24 protein-coding genes are annotated in these 14,661 nt (G+C 57.5%); 18 read left to right on the top strand and 6 right to left on the bottom strand.

Going from position 1 to position 14,661, the window contains the following annotated elements; translation table 11 throughout:
* Positions 1-27 precede the first annotated feature (27 nt).
* Positions 28-891, top strand: coding sequence for a S24 family peptidase (locus AB4P91_RS22780; protein WP_395604997.1), 864 nt, complete (start codon positions 28-30; stop codon positions 889-891).
* A gap of 92 nt (positions 892-983) precedes the next feature.
* Here the strand turns inward: AB4P91_RS22780 and AB4P91_RS22785 are convergent, their stop codons facing one another.
* Positions 984-1,418: a hypothetical protein gene (locus AB4P91_RS22785; RefSeq protein WP_047304410.1), complete on the bottom strand. Its 435-nt coding sequence runs from the start codon at positions 1,416-1,418 to the stop codon at positions 984-986.
* A 103-nt stretch (positions 1,419-1,521) separates the two neighbouring features.
* Complete coding sequence (locus AB4P91_RS22790; protein ID WP_047304417.1) at positions 1,522-1,833, bottom strand: DUF1654 domain-containing protein; 312 nt, start codon at positions 1,831-1,833, stop codon at positions 1,522-1,524.
* 509 nt (positions 1,834-2,342) lie between these two features.
* Here AB4P91_RS22790 and AB4P91_RS22795 point away from each other — a divergent pair.
* From AB4P91_RS22795 to AB4P91_RS22835, 9 genes are all read left to right on the top strand, one after another.
* Entirely contained in the window at positions 2,343-2,615 is a 273-nt protein-coding gene (locus tag AB4P91_RS22795; protein ID WP_150596909.1) for a hypothetical protein, read from the top strand.
* Positions 2,616-3,192: 577 nt separating this feature from the next.
* Positions 3,193-3,429: a hypothetical protein gene (locus AB4P91_RS22800; RefSeq protein ID WP_395603768.1), complete on the top strand. Its 237-nt coding sequence runs from the start codon at positions 3,193-3,195 to the stop codon at positions 3,427-3,429.
* On the top strand, positions 3,426-3,677 hold the full coding sequence (locus AB4P91_RS22805; RefSeq protein WP_060766135.1) for a hypothetical protein: 252 nt from the start codon (positions 3,426-3,428) through the stop codon (positions 3,675-3,677). Before AB4P91_RS22800 ends, AB4P91_RS22805 begins: the two co-directional genes overlap by 4 nt.
* On the top strand, positions 3,674-3,868 hold the full coding sequence (locus tag AB4P91_RS22810; protein ID WP_060766136.1) for a hypothetical protein: 195 nt from the start codon (positions 3,674-3,676) through the stop codon (positions 3,866-3,868). The genes AB4P91_RS22805 and AB4P91_RS22810 overlap by 4 nt, the downstream gene beginning before the upstream one ends.
* Before the next feature lie 278 nt (positions 3,869-4,146).
* A complete protein-coding gene (locus AB4P91_RS22815) occupies positions 4,147-5,274 on the top strand; it encodes a hypothetical protein (protein WP_395603769.1) in 1,128 nt (375 codons plus the stop codon).
* Between the two features lie 55 nt (positions 5,275-5,329).
* Positions 5,330-6,319, top strand: a complete 990-nt coding sequence (locus AB4P91_RS22820) for a RecT family recombinase (protein ID WP_395603770.1) — start codon at positions 5,330-5,332, stop codon at positions 6,317-6,319.
* A complete protein-coding gene (locus tag AB4P91_RS22825; RefSeq protein ID WP_395603771.1) occupies positions 6,319-6,981 on the top strand; it encodes a lambda exonuclease family protein in 663 nt (220 codons plus the stop codon). Before AB4P91_RS22820 ends, AB4P91_RS22825 begins: the two co-directional genes overlap by 1 nt.
* Positions 6,982-6,983: 2 nt before the next feature.
* Complete coding sequence (locus AB4P91_RS22830) at positions 6,984-7,505, top strand: hypothetical protein (RefSeq protein WP_395603772.1); 522 nt, start codon at positions 6,984-6,986, stop codon at positions 7,503-7,505.
* 81 nt (positions 7,506-7,586) lie between these two features.
* Complete coding sequence (locus AB4P91_RS22835) at positions 7,587-7,976, top strand: hypothetical protein (protein WP_395603773.1); 390 nt, start codon at positions 7,587-7,589, stop codon at positions 7,974-7,976.
* A 40-nt stretch (positions 7,977-8,016) separates the two neighbouring features.
* Here AB4P91_RS22835 and AB4P91_RS22840 read toward each other — a convergent pair whose 3' ends face one another.
* Positions 8,017-8,370 (bottom strand): hypothetical protein, encoded by a 354-nt coding sequence (locus tag AB4P91_RS22840; protein ID WP_395603774.1) that lies wholly within the window; start codon positions 8,368-8,370, stop codon positions 8,017-8,019.
* A gap of 98 nt (positions 8,371-8,468) precedes the next feature.
* Here AB4P91_RS22840 and AB4P91_RS22845 point away from each other — a divergent pair, with 98 nt between their 5' ends.
* Complete coding sequence (locus tag AB4P91_RS22845; RefSeq protein WP_395603775.1) at positions 8,469-9,197, top strand: hypothetical protein; 729 nt, start codon at positions 8,469-8,471, stop codon at positions 9,195-9,197.
* A gap of 136 nt (positions 9,198-9,333) precedes the next feature.
* Here AB4P91_RS22845 and AB4P91_RS22850 read toward each other — a convergent pair whose 3' ends face one another.
* The gene (locus AB4P91_RS22850) at positions 9,334-9,951 is read right to left on the bottom strand and encodes a hypothetical protein (RefSeq protein WP_395603776.1); all 618 of its coding nucleotides are present in this window, start codon (positions 9,949-9,951) and stop codon (positions 9,334-9,336) included.
* Positions 9,952-10,058: 107 nt separating this feature from the next.
* Between AB4P91_RS22850 and AB4P91_RS22855 the strand changes: the two genes are divergently transcribed.
* Positions 10,059-10,652 carry a hypothetical protein gene (locus AB4P91_RS22855; RefSeq protein WP_395603777.1) on the top strand — a complete coding sequence of 198 codons (594 nt, stop codon included), beginning with the start codon at positions 10,059-10,061 and terminating at the stop codon, positions 10,650-10,652.
* 1 nt (position 10,653) lies between these two features.
* On the opposite strand, the gene AB4P91_RS22860 is transcribed toward AB4P91_RS22855, so the two are convergent.
* Positions 10,654-10,899: a hypothetical protein gene (locus tag AB4P91_RS22860; protein WP_060766145.1), complete on the bottom strand. Its 246-nt coding sequence runs from the start codon at positions 10,897-10,899 to the stop codon at positions 10,654-10,656.
* 85 nt (positions 10,900-10,984) lie between these two features.
* Positions 10,985-11,230, bottom strand: a complete 246-nt coding sequence (locus AB4P91_RS22865) for a hypothetical protein (RefSeq protein WP_060766146.1) — start codon at positions 11,228-11,230, stop codon at positions 10,985-10,987.
* A gap of 188 nt (positions 11,231-11,418) precedes the next feature.
* On the opposite strand from AB4P91_RS22865, the gene AB4P91_RS22870 reads away from it, so the two are divergent.
* The 6 genes from AB4P91_RS22870 (at position 11,419) to AB4P91_RS22895 (ending at position 14,599) form a co-directional block, all read left to right on the top strand.
* Positions 11,419-11,808 carry a hypothetical protein gene (locus tag AB4P91_RS22870; RefSeq protein WP_395603778.1) on the top strand — a complete coding sequence of 130 codons (390 nt, stop codon included), beginning with the start codon at positions 11,419-11,421 and terminating at the stop codon, positions 11,806-11,808.
* Positions 11,805-12,206 (top strand): hypothetical protein, encoded by a 402-nt coding sequence (locus tag AB4P91_RS22875; protein WP_395603779.1) that lies wholly within the window; start codon positions 11,805-11,807, stop codon positions 12,204-12,206. Before AB4P91_RS22870 ends, AB4P91_RS22875 begins: the two co-directional genes overlap by 4 nt.
* Positions 12,207-12,276: 70 nt before the next feature.
* Complete coding sequence (locus AB4P91_RS22880; protein WP_395603780.1) at positions 12,277-12,501, top strand: hypothetical protein; 225 nt, start codon at positions 12,277-12,279, stop codon at positions 12,499-12,501.
* 255 nt (positions 12,502-12,756) lie between these two features.
* Positions 12,757-13,086, top strand: coding sequence for a hypothetical protein (locus tag AB4P91_RS22885; RefSeq protein WP_395603781.1), 330 nt, complete (start codon positions 12,757-12,759; stop codon positions 13,084-13,086).
* A 44-nt stretch (positions 13,087-13,130) separates the two neighbouring features.
* The gene (locus AB4P91_RS22890) at positions 13,131-13,532 is read left to right on the top strand and encodes a hypothetical protein (protein WP_224790571.1); all 402 of its coding nucleotides are present in this window, start codon (positions 13,131-13,133) and stop codon (positions 13,530-13,532) included.
* A complete protein-coding gene (locus AB4P91_RS22895) occupies positions 13,418-14,599 on the top strand; it encodes a tyrosine-type recombinase/integrase (protein ID WP_395604998.1) in 1,182 nt (393 codons plus the stop codon). Before AB4P91_RS22890 ends, AB4P91_RS22895 begins: the two co-directional genes overlap by 115 nt.
* Positions 14,600-14,661: the final 62 nt, after the last annotated feature.

The following is a 14,661-nucleotide window of genomic DNA, read 5'->3' on the forward strand; positions in this document are numbered from 1 at the left end:
CATGCAAGGGCATGCGATGCTGAACCTATGGTTCAGATAGAAGAAATTCGCGCAGCCTTTGTTGCTCGCCTCAAAAAAGCTCTATCCGCCCACGGCATCGACCAGTGGGGCGCAGGCGCTCGCTTGGCCGAAATCGCCAAAGTAACGCCGAAGGCTTCAAGCAAATGGCTCAATGGCGAGGCAATGCCCGGCCCCGCCAAGATGACCGCAATTGCGTCTGGCCTGGGTGTAAAAATCGAGTGGCTTCAGCACGGCGCTGGAGAAGAGCCAAGCTTTTCGAAGCTTGCAGAAGCTGACAAGGCCGCCACCGATGAGCCCTCGGCATCCGCGGCGGCAATCGTCCGAGAGATGCTTGCCAAGCAAGGTAAAGGGCTGTCGGAGGATGCTCGCCGGCGGCTACTGGCCGTTGCGGAATCCGATGATGGGGGCGCACTCGAGATCGACTACTACCGAACCGGCGCTGTTGGTGATGAGGTATGGATTGCCCATTACGACGTTCGCGCGGCCATGGGTGGCGGACAAATCCCGCATGACTATCCAGAGATGCTTCAGGACGTGAGGGTCAGTCCACAGCATCTTCGCGAGATGGGCGTTGAGTTCACCGAGCACTACCATCTGAAAATGGTGACCGGCTGGGGGCAGTCCATGGCACCCACCATCAAGCATCGCGACCCCCTACTCGTCGACATCAGCATTCGCGATTTCGCTGGCGATGGGATCTACATGTTTTCATGGGATGGGCACTTGTACATCAAGCGCTTGCAGTGGATGGGTGACGGCCAAGTTAAAATGATTTCTGACAACACCCGGCATTCGCCGGAGACGATCCGGGCTGAAGACGTTTTCATCCAGGCTCGAGTTTTGCTGGTGTGGAACGCCAACCTGGTTTGATGAGCGTAATGCTGACAATGCGAAGCTTAGGGACAGGCCTCGGATCACGTCAATAAGAAGCCCGGCAAGTCGCCGGGCTTCTTTTAATCTTTTTACTGAGCGGAAGCCTGTGCTGTAGCGAGCGGTATCGGGTTTCCTGTTACGTCATCTGGCAGCGTGTACATGGCTCCAGTGAGAGGATCCACAATCAGCATGCCTATCAGGCCACCGAACAAGATGTTGCCCCAATACCAACCGTTGACTGTTGTTTTGAGCGGCACCGTGCTGTCCTGATGGCCTTCTTTACGGAAGGTCACATTGTAGTCTTCGCCTTTGAAGTACCCTCGCCCACTTTCTAGCAGTACCCGACCAGGCGTGACGCCTCGAGCAACGACCATTCCCCGGCTATTTACGATTTCGTATTTCACGGCTGTGGGCGTGCTGTAGATCCCTACCTCTGGCTTGCTGTCACTCACAATGCTCGCGCAGCCTGCCAGACCCAACAGTGTGAATGCCGACACCACCGCTACCGCTTTCCGAAGAATCATCACTGCTCACCCACTCCGTATCGCCATCATTGGCTTGGCCGGGATTCGGCCGTTCGCGATTGTACAGAGTTGATGGCAAATAGACATTATCGTCGCAGGTTTGTCAGAAAGGCGCTGGCTCCTCCGCCGGCTCCAAAACCTCTACTGGCCGATCCTCTTCGGCACTCGCCTCCCACTTCAACGTCACCGACTCATCGTCGTTGAACGTCATCTCTATGCCGTCCGTCTCGGAAAGCAGACCCATCACCTCCTCCCACTCCCGGTCGCCGTCCGTGTCGAGCCGATGGATCGTTACCCAGCGCTGAGTCTGCGCTAGCGGGTGGTTGATCATCGACGACACGCGCAGCCCGAGCCTTTCAATTCCGCTCACTTCATGACGCGCTGCTGGTTTTTCCTGTCTCTTCGGCTTAGCCATTTCCACCTCCTCATGCTGTATATGCATCCAGTATTCGAGGGACTATAGCGAAGCCATCCATAGCGGTAAATCCCTAAAACGTCGACCGGTGAAATTTCATCGAATATGTACTTTTTTTAAAATATGTACTTTTGGTACTTGACCTAATGTGAACTGTTGGTTCATATTTCATCCATCGCAGCGACACACAGCCACTGCGAAGGGCCTCAACAGACCCGCCGCTCTTTAACAACCAGCGCCATGAACGACTACCCGGCCAGTCCGGTTAGGTCACTCCCGGCTCCATCGGTGGGAGGTCAGTAAACCGATGAACAAAACCGCACTTGCCTCTACCGGCGACCGGCGATCCGACAGGCCCGAAAGCCTGCCCACGCGCAGCCCACTGCGACGGCGGACGAGGTGTTGACCGAACTGAGTGAATGACCTGGTAAGCGGGTGCGGAGAAAAACAGATTTCACTGGCTGGCCTTGGCGACAGGGCCAGACGGGAAATCAACCGGAGGCAGCAGCATGCAAATCAACACGCAGAAAACGGTGCAGGTCGACGTGACTGAGCTGCACCTCTACATCAAGGTCCGCGATGGATTCGCCGCAGGCCTGAAAGACGCTCAGGGAGAGGAAGTCGGCAGCTATGAAGGCTACGTGCCGGACTTCTTCCCCGGCCAGCACTACGGCGATTACCTGATCCTGAACATCGATCTGGAAACCGGGCAGATCAAAAACTGGAAGAAGCCTGGCGCCGCTGACATCGAGAAGATGCTCGCCCAAGGCGAAGACGACTGAACAACCAGCGCCACGACAGCCTGTCGTTAACTGCCCGATCCTCTCTATGAGAGCGCATCGGGGTGTGATCTGAGGCCAAGTCTCGGGCAGCGGATGTGCCGACCGGTCGCCTACAGGGCTACCCCTTCCGCCGAATGCCGGTTGAGCCCCGGCCAGATCACACCCCGATGCGGACGAAGCTGCGGCCTATAACCGCCCACCTGCATGCAGCAACACCAGAGACCGGCGAGCGCCCGCCAAGATGCCAACGGCGCGCATTGGAGGATGACCACCATGAAATAGACGAACGCTTCAACTTGGGTAGCGAAGAAAGCCTGCAGTATTCGCTCGAGACTCCATGAACAGGCAGCGGACAGTAGGCCGTCGATGTCACCGCGCATCGGCCGAATGCGGTAGGCCACCCCAGCGCACGAAGACAATTTGACGCTGCAAACCCGGTCTGTCGCCAGCAGCGAGACCGGGCCACCCTCCCCGACCAATCCCGAATGCACTCCCCTCCGCGCCCAACGGCAACCAGCGGAGCGGATGAGTGCATCCGAGTTTTGTTGGATCAACACCCGCCACCACGGAGGCGACCATGGCAACCAGCTATGCAGACAGTGCGCAGGCCCGAGAGTGGGACAGGCGCTACGACGACTGGGGGCGCCCGAAGACGCCGAAGGTTGAAGACTTCCACGACTACGAAGCTGCTGATCAAAAGCGCACGCACCGTCAAGCGCTGATGGCCGCTCAGGAACTCGTAGACCGTAAAGCGCGGGCAAAGCGCGTCTCGGCAGCAGTGGTCGCTTACGGTGAATTCTGGGGGTTGAAATGAGCGCTCAGCAGCTCCCAGTGACCGCCAGCCATACCGGTGCAGGCAATCACGATCTGGCCGTTGGGATGCTCGAAGGCTACATCAAAAGCATGTCCGACCCCGATTGCAGTGCAGTGGCCGTCCGGTCCTCAGCTAACACCGCTCTGATGATTTTCCGCGCGCTAAGCATTATCAGCGCGACAGAGGACGCTGATTACAGCGAACGACTGAACCATGCATACGAATTCCGAAAAGGGAGAGCCGCATGACAACGCCACCGGTAAAAACGCTGGTCGATGAACAGCTCGACGACATTGAGCGCCGCATCGCCATCCTCGGCTTCGGTCTCCCCTTCAACGAGGTGATCGGCCGCAAACGCGAGGACCTGGTCGACAACCTCCCGCAGCGCCTCTCGGTCACCATGAAAGGCGGTCGCATCGCGGTGAGGGCTCGGCCATGAAGCTTGCCTACTGGATCCTCGCCTCCGTCCTCGTTGCCGGGATGGCCGCTTACACGACGGCACGCGATTCGTCTGGTGTCTGCGAAGTGCCGCACTCAACCACCTACCGGGTTTTCCGGTGACCAGCCTTCAGCGAGCGCGCCGGCTGTTGATTCGGCGCGGATCGTTCTCCGCCATCGGCGTTTACACCCTTTTGATGCTGCTCAGCGCCCTCGCCGATCGCGTCACTCAATAAACAAAACCACCACACGCTGCGCTCGGCGCGGCAAGGAATCGTCATGTCCGCAAACCCCAAACAAGCCCCCGTATCGGCCGACCTCGACCTGAGTGAAACCGGAAGCACAAAGAACGCTATTGCTCCTGCAGTTGCCGTCACCGACATCGCCGAGTATCGGCCGCATGAGGAACAGATCGTCCGCTTGGAAACCAGCTACGGGAAGCTTGTCGTTGACTGCTCAACCAGTGAGGGGCTGGCAAACGCCAAGGAAGTGCGGGTCGACATCCGCGACGTGCGCTACGCCTTGGCAAACACCACAAAGACTGCCCTCGTTCCTTACCAGCAGAAAGTCAAAGAAGCCCAGGCTCGCGTCAACCAGGTGAAGGAATTTGGCGAGGCGCTGAAGGATCGAGTTCTGGCGATTGAAGCGCCTATCGACGAAGCCATCAAGGCGGAAGAGAAGCGCGTAGCTGATGCCAAGGCAGAACGCGAGCGCATTGAAGCTGAGCGCGTCGAAGCCATCCGGGCAAAGATCACCCGATTCAGTTCAGTCGCTGCTGCATACGCGAGCCGGAGCGCTTCCGATGTTGCGAGCGTCCTGCAGAACGTCAAAGAGTCGGTAATCCTGCCAGAGGAATATGCCGAGTTCGAAGCGGAAGGCACCATCGCCCGGGACAACGCTATTGAGCAGCTTGAAACGCTGCACAGGGCTGCCGTTGATCGTGAGGAAGCTGCCACCAAGCTTGCGGCTCAGCAGAAAGAGCTCGACGAGTTGCGCGAGAAGCAACGGATTGCCGATGAAAACGCAGAAAAGGAACGCCAACGGATCGCAGCAGAAGATCGCCAGCGCATTGCAGACCAGCAGGCAGAACTCAACCGGCAGCGCGAGCAACTGCAGCGTGATCAAGACGCCCAGCGTTTGAAGGACGAGCAGAACCAACGTGATCAGGAAGAACTAGCCCGCCTGCGCGCACAAGCTGCCGCGCCGGCCCCGACCATTGCCGCGGTAACGCCGCTGGTCGAAGAGAAGGTCGAGGTCGCACCTGCCAACACGCAGGCGATCGCCGCTGAATTCGACGACGAGACCACCACCGCGCCACCGGTCGAAGACATCGTCGAGGTCGTCGCGCTGGGCTTCGATGTAAACATCGACACCGCCCGATCCTGGCTTCGTGCAATTCGCTTCTAACCCTTCCCTTCCCCTCTAAAGGTCGACGAACACATCGTCGGCCAAGGAGAGCGCAATGAACGACTCAGACACCCAAGCCCCGACCGGCCTTGCCACTTACCAAGATCCGTCCCACAACGCGGCAGCGCTCATTCTCGACCCGAACACCATGAAGTCGATGAGCGATCTCGCCTTGATGATGTCGAAGGGCGTGACAACAGTCCCCAAGCATCTTAAGGGCAATCAAGCCGACTGCATGGCAGTGGTGCTTCAAGCGATGCAGTGGCAGATGAACCCATTCGCTGTTGCGCAGAAGACTTTCATCGTCAACGGCGGCGCATTGAGCTACGAGGCTCAGCTCGTCAATGCTGTGATCACTGCCAAGGCGCCAGTTAAGGGCCGCTTGAACTTCGAGTGGTTCGGCACCTGGGAAAACGTCATCGGAAAGATGCGCGAAGTGACCAGCCGAACCAAGAAGGACGAGGACACGGGCGAGTTCAAAAAATACCGCGTTCCGGGGTGGAGCTTCGACGACGAGAAAGGGCTTGGGATCAAGGTCTGGGCAACGTTCAAGGGCGAGGATGAACCTCGCACTCTGGAACTTCTGCTCACTCAGGTTCGCACTCGGAACTCGACACTATGGGCCGAAGATCCAAAACAACAAATCGCGTATCTGGTGACGAAAAAATGGGCGCGGCTCTTCTGCCCCGACGTCATCCTCGGTGTTTACACACCCGATGAGTTCGAAGACTCCTACGGTGGCGAAATCGATATCACCCCTGCGAAGCAAGCCTCAAACACCGCTGCCGTCGCCGAAGTGTCCTTTGGACCGAAATCCCCATCACCGGAAATCGACGGTGTATTCGCTGACCTGCTGGTCGTAGCGAAGCGACAGGACATCGATGCATATGCGGCAGCTTGGGCAGCTCTCAAGCCTAAGCAGCGCGCGGCGATCGGCTTGGAGTGTCATGAAGCACTCAAGAGCATGGCAGCAACCGTTGATGCTGACTTCACCGACATGACTGGCACCGGCGACGATCTGTCTCAGGTCGAGGAAGCGGCGTAGTGAGAACCGAACTTCAAGGCACTGAAAAGTGGCATTCAGACCGGTCTGGTCGCGTGACGGCCAGTCGATTCAAAGACGTGATCGCTTGGGGGAAGCCTGACAAAAATGGAAAGCGCGAGCCGATGGGCGCGCGCACCTCTTACATGCGCGAGTTGTGCTTCGAACGACTGGCGAAGAAGTCCAAGCACAACGTCAGCAGCGCCTCCATGAAGTGGGGCCACACGGAAGAACAGAAGGCTCAAGACGCCTACGAGATGCTGACAGGGAACATTGTTGTGCCGTCGGAATTCATCGTTCACCCGAAGTATGACTGGCTCGGCTGCTCGCCAGACGGCCTAGTCAACGACGACGGTGGTACCGAATCAAAGTGCCCTTTCAATGAAGCGATCCACGTCAGGACCTGGCTGGAGGGCATGCCCGAGGAACATATGCCGCAGATTCAGGGCTGCATGTTCGTAACGGGCAGGCAATGGTGGGACTTTCTGTCCTTCGATTCTCGCCAAGACGAGGAATGTCAGCTCTACATCGAAACGATTTACCGCGACGAAGACTACATCGCCAACCTTCACAGAGAGCTTGTCCAATTCAATCTGGAACTAAACCGCATGGTTGATGAGGTCGCGGACAAAGCGCGGGCACAGGCCCATAGATTAGGAGCTTGAGCATGATCAGCAACCACCTCAACGACGTCGAGCGGCGGCGTCAGGACGCAAACGACCTTTCCGCTCAGATTGCCCAGTACCTGGCCGCGGGCGGAAAGATCCAAGAGCCGGAACCGGCGCCGATCAAGTTCACCAGCACCTCCGAGCGGAAGCACCCGCCAAGCTTTCAGCGACCGAAGGTGAAGGACGCAACGACCGCTCGCGTTGCGCGAATCCGTGAAATGGCCAAGACGCTGACCCGGAGCGAGATCTGCGAGCGGGAAGGAATTGCGCTGGCGACGCTGAAGGCGATCGCCACCAAGCACGCCATCAAGTTCCAAGTTCGGCAGAAAATCGGCACCGCGCCGAACAAAGCGCCGCCAGATTTGGAAGCGCGATTGGTCGCTCAGATCAATGAATGCATCGCCGGCGGCATGAACCGGAGCCAGTGCTGCAAGGCTCTGGCGATCAGTTACAACATGCTCGACCGGATCACCCGGGACAACGAGATCGACTTCCCGAAGCTGAAGCCTGCATTTCGATGAAACGAACCATCAACCGGGCGCACCAGCGCCGCCGACAGACCTGGCTGGACTTTCCGGCCAGCGGAATTGAAGAGGTAGGCCATGGCCGAAGAACAGCAGCTCCCGACGGAAGAGCCGCAACCGACAGCGGAAGCCATCAAGCAGCGCAGGAAGCGCGAGAAGGCTGCAGCAAAGGACGCTGCATTGGGCGTCGAGAAGTTTACGGTTGAAGTGGCTGGCGTGTTCAAGGCTGACCTGAAGGCAGTCATGAAGGCCCACGGCATCAACAACCAGCAGGAGATTTACCAGCTGCTCCTGATGAACCTGATCGCCGCAGACTTCGAAACCCAGGCCAAGATGCTGCGCTGTGTCACGACACCTTATGTTGTTACCGAAAAGGTGTCGCGACTTATTGAGGCTGCCGGCTTGAAGTCCCTCGCCGACGACCCGCCTGAGCCTGAAGACGAAATCGAAATCGAAAGACCTTCATAACTCATCCGGCTCGCTTCATCCTCCGGAAGCGGGTGCTAGCTTAAATATCATTCCAAACAGAAGTTGCTGCCAGGGTTGCTGTTACTGTGGTCTCGCACTCACCGCAAAGGATCAGTGCTGGCTGGTCCTTTAAGCCGGAACTGTGCCGGTCGAGATATGCGACAAACTTCTCAGAGCCGCAGCAAGGTGATTTGGCCGCTACAGCCCCGGCTTTTAAGGCAGATTCTTGGTGCGAACTTTCTGGGAACGCTCCCAGAACATGTCCGCAACCAACGCAGGAAAGAAGAGTGATGGGTTTGTCTGCGCGATCTACAATCACCTGCGTTGCACCGAAATTTGCCGGATTAGACTTGCAGCCTGGGCATTTTGGCTCGAATTCGTCATTGAGTTTCATTGCATCTCCTTAATCCGGCTCCATGCCGGGCCGAACACAAATACCCCAATTCAACGAATCACGCCAGCCGGCGAGGCAATCGGCTGTCTGGAGCAGTTATGAATCCCTATCTGATCACGGGTCCTGCCCAGATCGGCATCAGCGGTGGTCGCACCAGCGGGCACATGGTCTACAAAATTCTCGAAGCGCATGGCGGCGCCCTACCGGAAGACGTGCACTTATTTTTCCAGAACACCGGCAAGGAGCGCGAGGAAACGCTGGTCTTCATCGACCAGATCGCCAAGCGTTGGAACGTGAACATCGTATGGATGGAGTGGTGCCGGGTTTATGGGCAGCCTGACGACGCCCCCTGGTACAAACTGGTCGACTTCGAAACAGCAAGCCGCAACGGCGAGCCCTTCACCATGATGCTCGAGTATTACGCCGCATACCGGAAGGCAGAGAAAAACCTGCCGCCGGTGCTTCCGAACTTCTCGAACAACATGTGCACGGCATACCTGAAGGTGAAGATCGGCGAGAAGCACATGCGTGCCCTGGGCTACACCGAGTGGGACTGCGTCGTCGGGATCCGGTACGACGAGCCGAAGCGATACCACCGAATGATGGCCGCCAATGATCGAGGGGGCACCCGCTGGGACAACGTTTGTCCGTCCTACACGGCCGGCATCACCAAGGAGGACGTCGGGGTGTTCTGGCTGGCCCAGCCCTTCGATCTTGGAATGGATTCAGACTTCGGTAAATGCGACCTGTGCTGGAAGAAGAACGAAGGAAAGCTGATCCAAGACCATCATGGACGACCCGTCACGGGTGATCTGGTGGTCAGGTAACGAAGAACAGTTCGGCCAGGTGTTCCGTCAGGATCGCGCTGCCTACAAAACGATAGGCTGGCCTGCCGAGCAACGATCCCGACAGACGGATTTTGATTTTATCAATGAAGATATTGACTGCTTTGCGGCGACTAATCTAGACCATCTTCTTCACTCGTTCCCATTCGGTTTTCAAAATCTCCTGTGAGACCTTTATTAACGTATCAGCCTCCCAAGAAATTTTGAAATTTTGATCACCAGCACTTTCGTAAAAGATGTGAGCCATCCTCACCAATTCGCGGGACTCATGTTCACTGGGGTTAATATAGAGTTCCACTAGGGCTAATTGCTTCTTGGCCTCACCCTGGGCACGAATGAGCCTGGATTGTATCTCCAACTCATGCCTCTCAAGATCCATCTCATCCTCAAAACACTCCGGCTTCATATTGTAGTTTTTCTGAGAAATTTTCTGGAGTGCGCGGATTTCATAACATGCCGAAATGAATTCGGAAACAGACATACGAAGACTATTAATCCATTCCTGCCGGTTTTTTGCGACATTTTGGGCTTTGCTGTGTTCCAGTTGCTCTGCAGCATTTCGTTCAGCTATTCGCTCTTGTGAGTCAGTTGAGGCCTTGAAGTTCTTTATGGTTGTCCATGCACCAATAGCAACAATCGCACCTGTTAGAACTACACCTGCAAGAGCCAGCCAATCTGTCCCTGTATTTAGTTTTATCTCAGGGATCGAATAAAACCACAACATCATCGCGTCCATCGCTACTCACCTCCGAAAAACAGGCACTTTGCCATATTTATAGTCCGAGGTATCCCCATGCCCACAGAAAAAAAAAGGTCGAGCCGCTGAAGGTTGAGAGCTCGACTGTGACCAAGCTGGTAATCACCGGCGCACCGCGGCTTGACCCGATTACCGTGTTCCTCGAGGACTTCGGCCGCCGCGACTGCCCTACTGAATCCGACCCGAGCTATCAGACCGCCCAGGGCAAGATCACGATCAACTGCTGGGACAACAGCTGGAACGCCTACTGGGGTGGCATGGGCCCGCGCACCGTCGCGGAGTTTGTCGCCGACTGCGACTGGCATTACATCCTCAACTGCCTAGATAGCGGGATCAGCCCCACCGTGTTCAGCGGTCACGCCCTCCACGCTCTGGCCAAGAAGTGCATCGTTCAGCGCCGCCGACAACAGACCGGCCTACATGACTGGGAGCTGGATGAGCTGAGCAAGGATGAGGCGCGCGAGCTCTGGCACGACATCGACGTTCTGCGAAGCGTGGAGTCGCCAAACGAGTGCTGGCATCACGACAGGCTACTGACTGAGCTGTTTGGAGATGAGTGGCACTACCCGGTTGGCGACAAGGCGGTCGAGGAGAATCACGAATTCAACTACCTGCGCCGGGTGGTTGAGGCAGTACAGGCTGCGCTGCGTCAACAACCGCTGGAGCAGCTAGCAGCTTGAATCAAGGCAACTGACTGTCGACCCATCGCTCAGCAGTGGCCAGCGCCTCCGCCAGCGCGCTTTGATAGTCCTCCCACGGGCCAGAGAGATCGGCAACAGTGTTGGCAAAACCTGGTACTTCGCTGGCCTCAATGACATGAGCACCCACGGGGGCTTCGTCGTTCGGCTTGTCCCAGTCGAATTTGATGATCACTTCATGCCCTCGATATTCGTGGGCGATTGGCCTATCCAGGCTGTTGTGGGACATGTCCTCTTCCTATAGGCACCCGTTGGCAGGACAGTGATTTTCGACGATATGGGCCGCTTCGCCTATTGAGGCAAAAAGCCATCCCTCACTCTACAGTCGGGTTCTCGCGATCAAGTGGGCGCCCATCAAGGACCGGCATCGGGTCAACGCTCACTCCGGTTGCCGCTTTCAACCATGCGGCGTAGGCGGCGCTTTGCCGGGCGAACGCTTCATCCCAGGCGCATCCTGAGAGTTCACCGGTTACTACTAGCATCATCAATTGGGTTGTTGCAGCGTCGAGCTCTACAAGAAGAGCGTGCGATTGAAATCTGAAGTCGTCATTCGAAGTCATGGTAGTTCTCGAAAGTGCGATCGCGGCGTAGCGGGCAGGTTTTGAAGCGCGATTCTCCTAGCTGAAGTTTGACAGGTTCTTATACAAACACCATATACCTGTACAAGTAATTCCGCAGCGATCACCGGTTAAGTGTCGCTACCCCCTCCCCCTTCAAAGTCAGCCGCTATAGCGGCAAGGACGAAGTCATGTCTGAAGAAAACAAACAGGATCTGGAAGCGGCTGACCGCAAGTTACTCATTCAGGCCGCGCACTCCGCTCGCATCGATATCGAACCGTGCACCTGCAGCGATCCAAAGTGGCCTTTCCGGCTGGCTGGCAAGTCCGGCGTCCGTGGGCACTGGAACCCGCTCATCAACGACGGGGATGCCCTGCGCTTGGCAGTAGTTATGGGGCGAATGGAGCGACTGGGAGTGGCCATCCACATCGTTGAGCCTTTCGACGGGGACACAGGGCCATATACCTACGTGGATGCCGAGAAGTTCGGTGAGCACACCATGTACCACCACGCCGATCCGTTCGCAGCGACGCGCCGCGCAATCGTAGAGGCTGCCGCTGAAATTGGGAGAAGGTCATGAGCCGTAGCGGATACAGCGACGATTGCGGCGGATGGGATCTGATCTGCTGGCGGGGCGCCGTGAAGTCGGCGCTGAGCGGGAAGCGCGGCCAAGCGTTTCTGGTCGAACTGCGGGACGCAATGGATGCGATGCCGGACAAGCGGCTGGTAACAGACACGCTCGAAGCCGACGGCCAGTTCTGCACGTTGGGCGTCCTCGGTGCCAAGCGTGGCCTGGACATGGCGAGCATCGACGCCCATTGCCGTGAAAGCGTGTCGCAGGCTTTCGGGATCGCGGAGGCAATGGCCGCCGAGGTCGTATTTGAGAACGACGAGTGCGGCTGGAATGAAACGCCCGAGCAGCGCTGGCAGCGGATGCGCAAATGGGTCGACTCCCACATCAAGCAGGTGACGCCATGATGCTCAAAGCAGCAGCCATAAGCGTCTGCCTCTGGGGCTTGATCTTCCTCTCTGTTGCAGCGGTGACCTCATGAGCGACCATTCAAAACTCAAAGAGCTGGCCGAAGGCTGCCGCGACGAGGTCATTCGCTCGCACGGCTGGGCAGGCATGATCGAAGATGCCGGCTTATTGCAACGTGATGAGCAGTTTCTCAAGGAGTGCTCGCCCGAGGCGGTGCTGGCACTGATTGCCGAGAACGACGCATTGCGCCAAGACCGCGACGGCCTACTCGAAGCAGGAGCGCACCTACTATGATCCTCGCCACCCTGTTCATGCTCCAGCACATCTACCGAGGGCCGTGGCGATGAACCACCAACCCAAAGGCGGCATGTGCGCCACCTGTGCCCACGCCCACCGCGATTGCAGCCACCTCCCCTTCAGCACCATGCCGCCGCTTTCGAACGACGGCCAGACAGTGATCGTGCGCTGCACTGACTTCCAGCGCCGCGCCCAGCAGTAACCCCTCCCCCTACTCAACGGCCTGCCGTGTACGGCGGGCGAGGAATTTTCATGACCAAAGATCAGTTGCCGAAGCTGGTAGCGGCGGTCGCGCGCGCGATCGAAGCAGGTAAAGCCGCAGCAGCAGCCGCTCCGGACGATGGCGGCAGCGCGAACCTTGATCGCGTTTATCTGCGCGTCAGCCGCCTTCGCGAGAAGACGCTGCACGATGCCGGCCTTCACGGGTACATGCAGTCAGCCAGCACCTACCACGTCCGCGCCTTCCACCTCGGCGCACCCTTTGATGGCCAAGGCAATCGGCGCTACGCCGGCGTGCAGGCCATGTACAAATCCCTCATAGCCGAATGCGTTGATTGCGGCGTCTGGTACCAAACGGATTAACCCTTCACCACCTTCTGCCGCCACGCGCGGCATGGAGCATCCATATGTCAAATCGCAGCGCGGCCCAGGTCGCGCCAATCCTCCCGCGCTTCATTCGCGCCGGCGAGGCATACGGCTACCTCGGCATGTGCCGGGACGAATTCAACAAAACAGTCCGGCCGAACGTACGCGAATTCCCGATCGGGAAGCAGGGCGTCGGCTTCGACCGGATCGAGTTGGACCAGTGGGCAGACGCCTACGTCGAGTCCATGGCAATTGATAAAGCGGCCAATCAGGACAACAATCAGCCCCGCAGTGGGCGCCAAGGAGTCAATAAATGGCGCGAAAAACGATCTCCGGTCTCTACGAGAGAAACGGAATCTGGCACATCGACAAGGTCGTCAGAGGTCAGCGACTTCAGGAAAGCACTGGAGCAAGCGAAAGGCAGGAAGCGGAGCAGTACCTGATTCACCGGCTGGAAAAGCTCAGGCAGGAAAAGGTCTACGGTGTGCGCCAGGTGCGAACCTGGCGTGAGGCAGCGACGCGGTTCCTGGTGGAGTTCAAGGATCAGGCGTCGATTGGCCTGTCAGCATCACACATTGAACAGCTGGATCCGTACATCGGGGATCTACCGATCACCCATATAGATGACGGAACACTGGCGGCTTTCAAGCGCGACAGGCAAAAGCCGACGAAGAACGAAAAGGGGAAGGTGAAGCCAGGTGTCTCGAACCGCACGGTGAACATCGCCTTACAGCGAATCGTTCGGATCTTGAACCTGTGCCACAGGAAGTGGCGAGACGCAGAGAAACGGCCGTGGCTGGATAGCGTGCCGATGATCTCGATGCTGGAGGAAAGGAAGTCGAGCAGGAAGCCCTACCCCATGTCATGGGCAGAGCAGTCGATGTTGTTCTCGGAAATCCCTGACCACCTGTTGAGGATGTCGCTCTACAAGGTGAACACGGGTTGCCGGGAGCAGGAAGTCTGCAAGCTTCAGTGGGATTGGGAAATCCGAGTGCCGGAACTGGGAACGAGTGTGTTCCTGATTCCTGCTGACTTTGGCGGGAGGAGTGAAAAGTCTGGCGTGAAGAATGGCGATGAAAGGCTGGTGGTGCTGAACAAGGTGGCGATGTCGGTCATCGATGGACAACGCGGCCTGCATTCGAAGTATGTCTTCCCGTATGGGCAGTCGGACGAGTACGGACCAACCCCGATGCACCGGATGAATGACACAGCGTGGAAGAAGGCCAGGGTGAGAGCGGCGGCGAAGTGGGAAATGGAACAAAAGTCACCGGCACACCCTGGGTTCAGATCGATCAGGATTCACGACCTCAAACACACCTTTGGCAGAAGGCTTCGTGCAGCGGGCGTGACACTGGAGGATCGGAAGGCGCTCTTGGGGCACAAGAATGGCAGCGTTACGAGCCACTATTCTACCGCAGAGCTTGAGCAGTTGATTGAGGCGGCAAATAAAGTGTCGGCCACCGATTCGCGAGGACCGGCTCTGACCATCTTGAGGAGAAAAACGGGATGAACCCCCGCAAAAGTCCCTACGCATGAAAAAGCCCAACTCGCGAAAGTTGGGCTAAGTCATTG

The sequence above is a fragment of the Pseudomonas sp. B21128 genome (assembly GCF_044218865.1).
Classification (GTDB): Bacteria; Pseudomonadota; Gammaproteobacteria; order Pseudomonadales; family Pseudomonadaceae; genus Aquipseudomonas; species Aquipseudomonas iridis.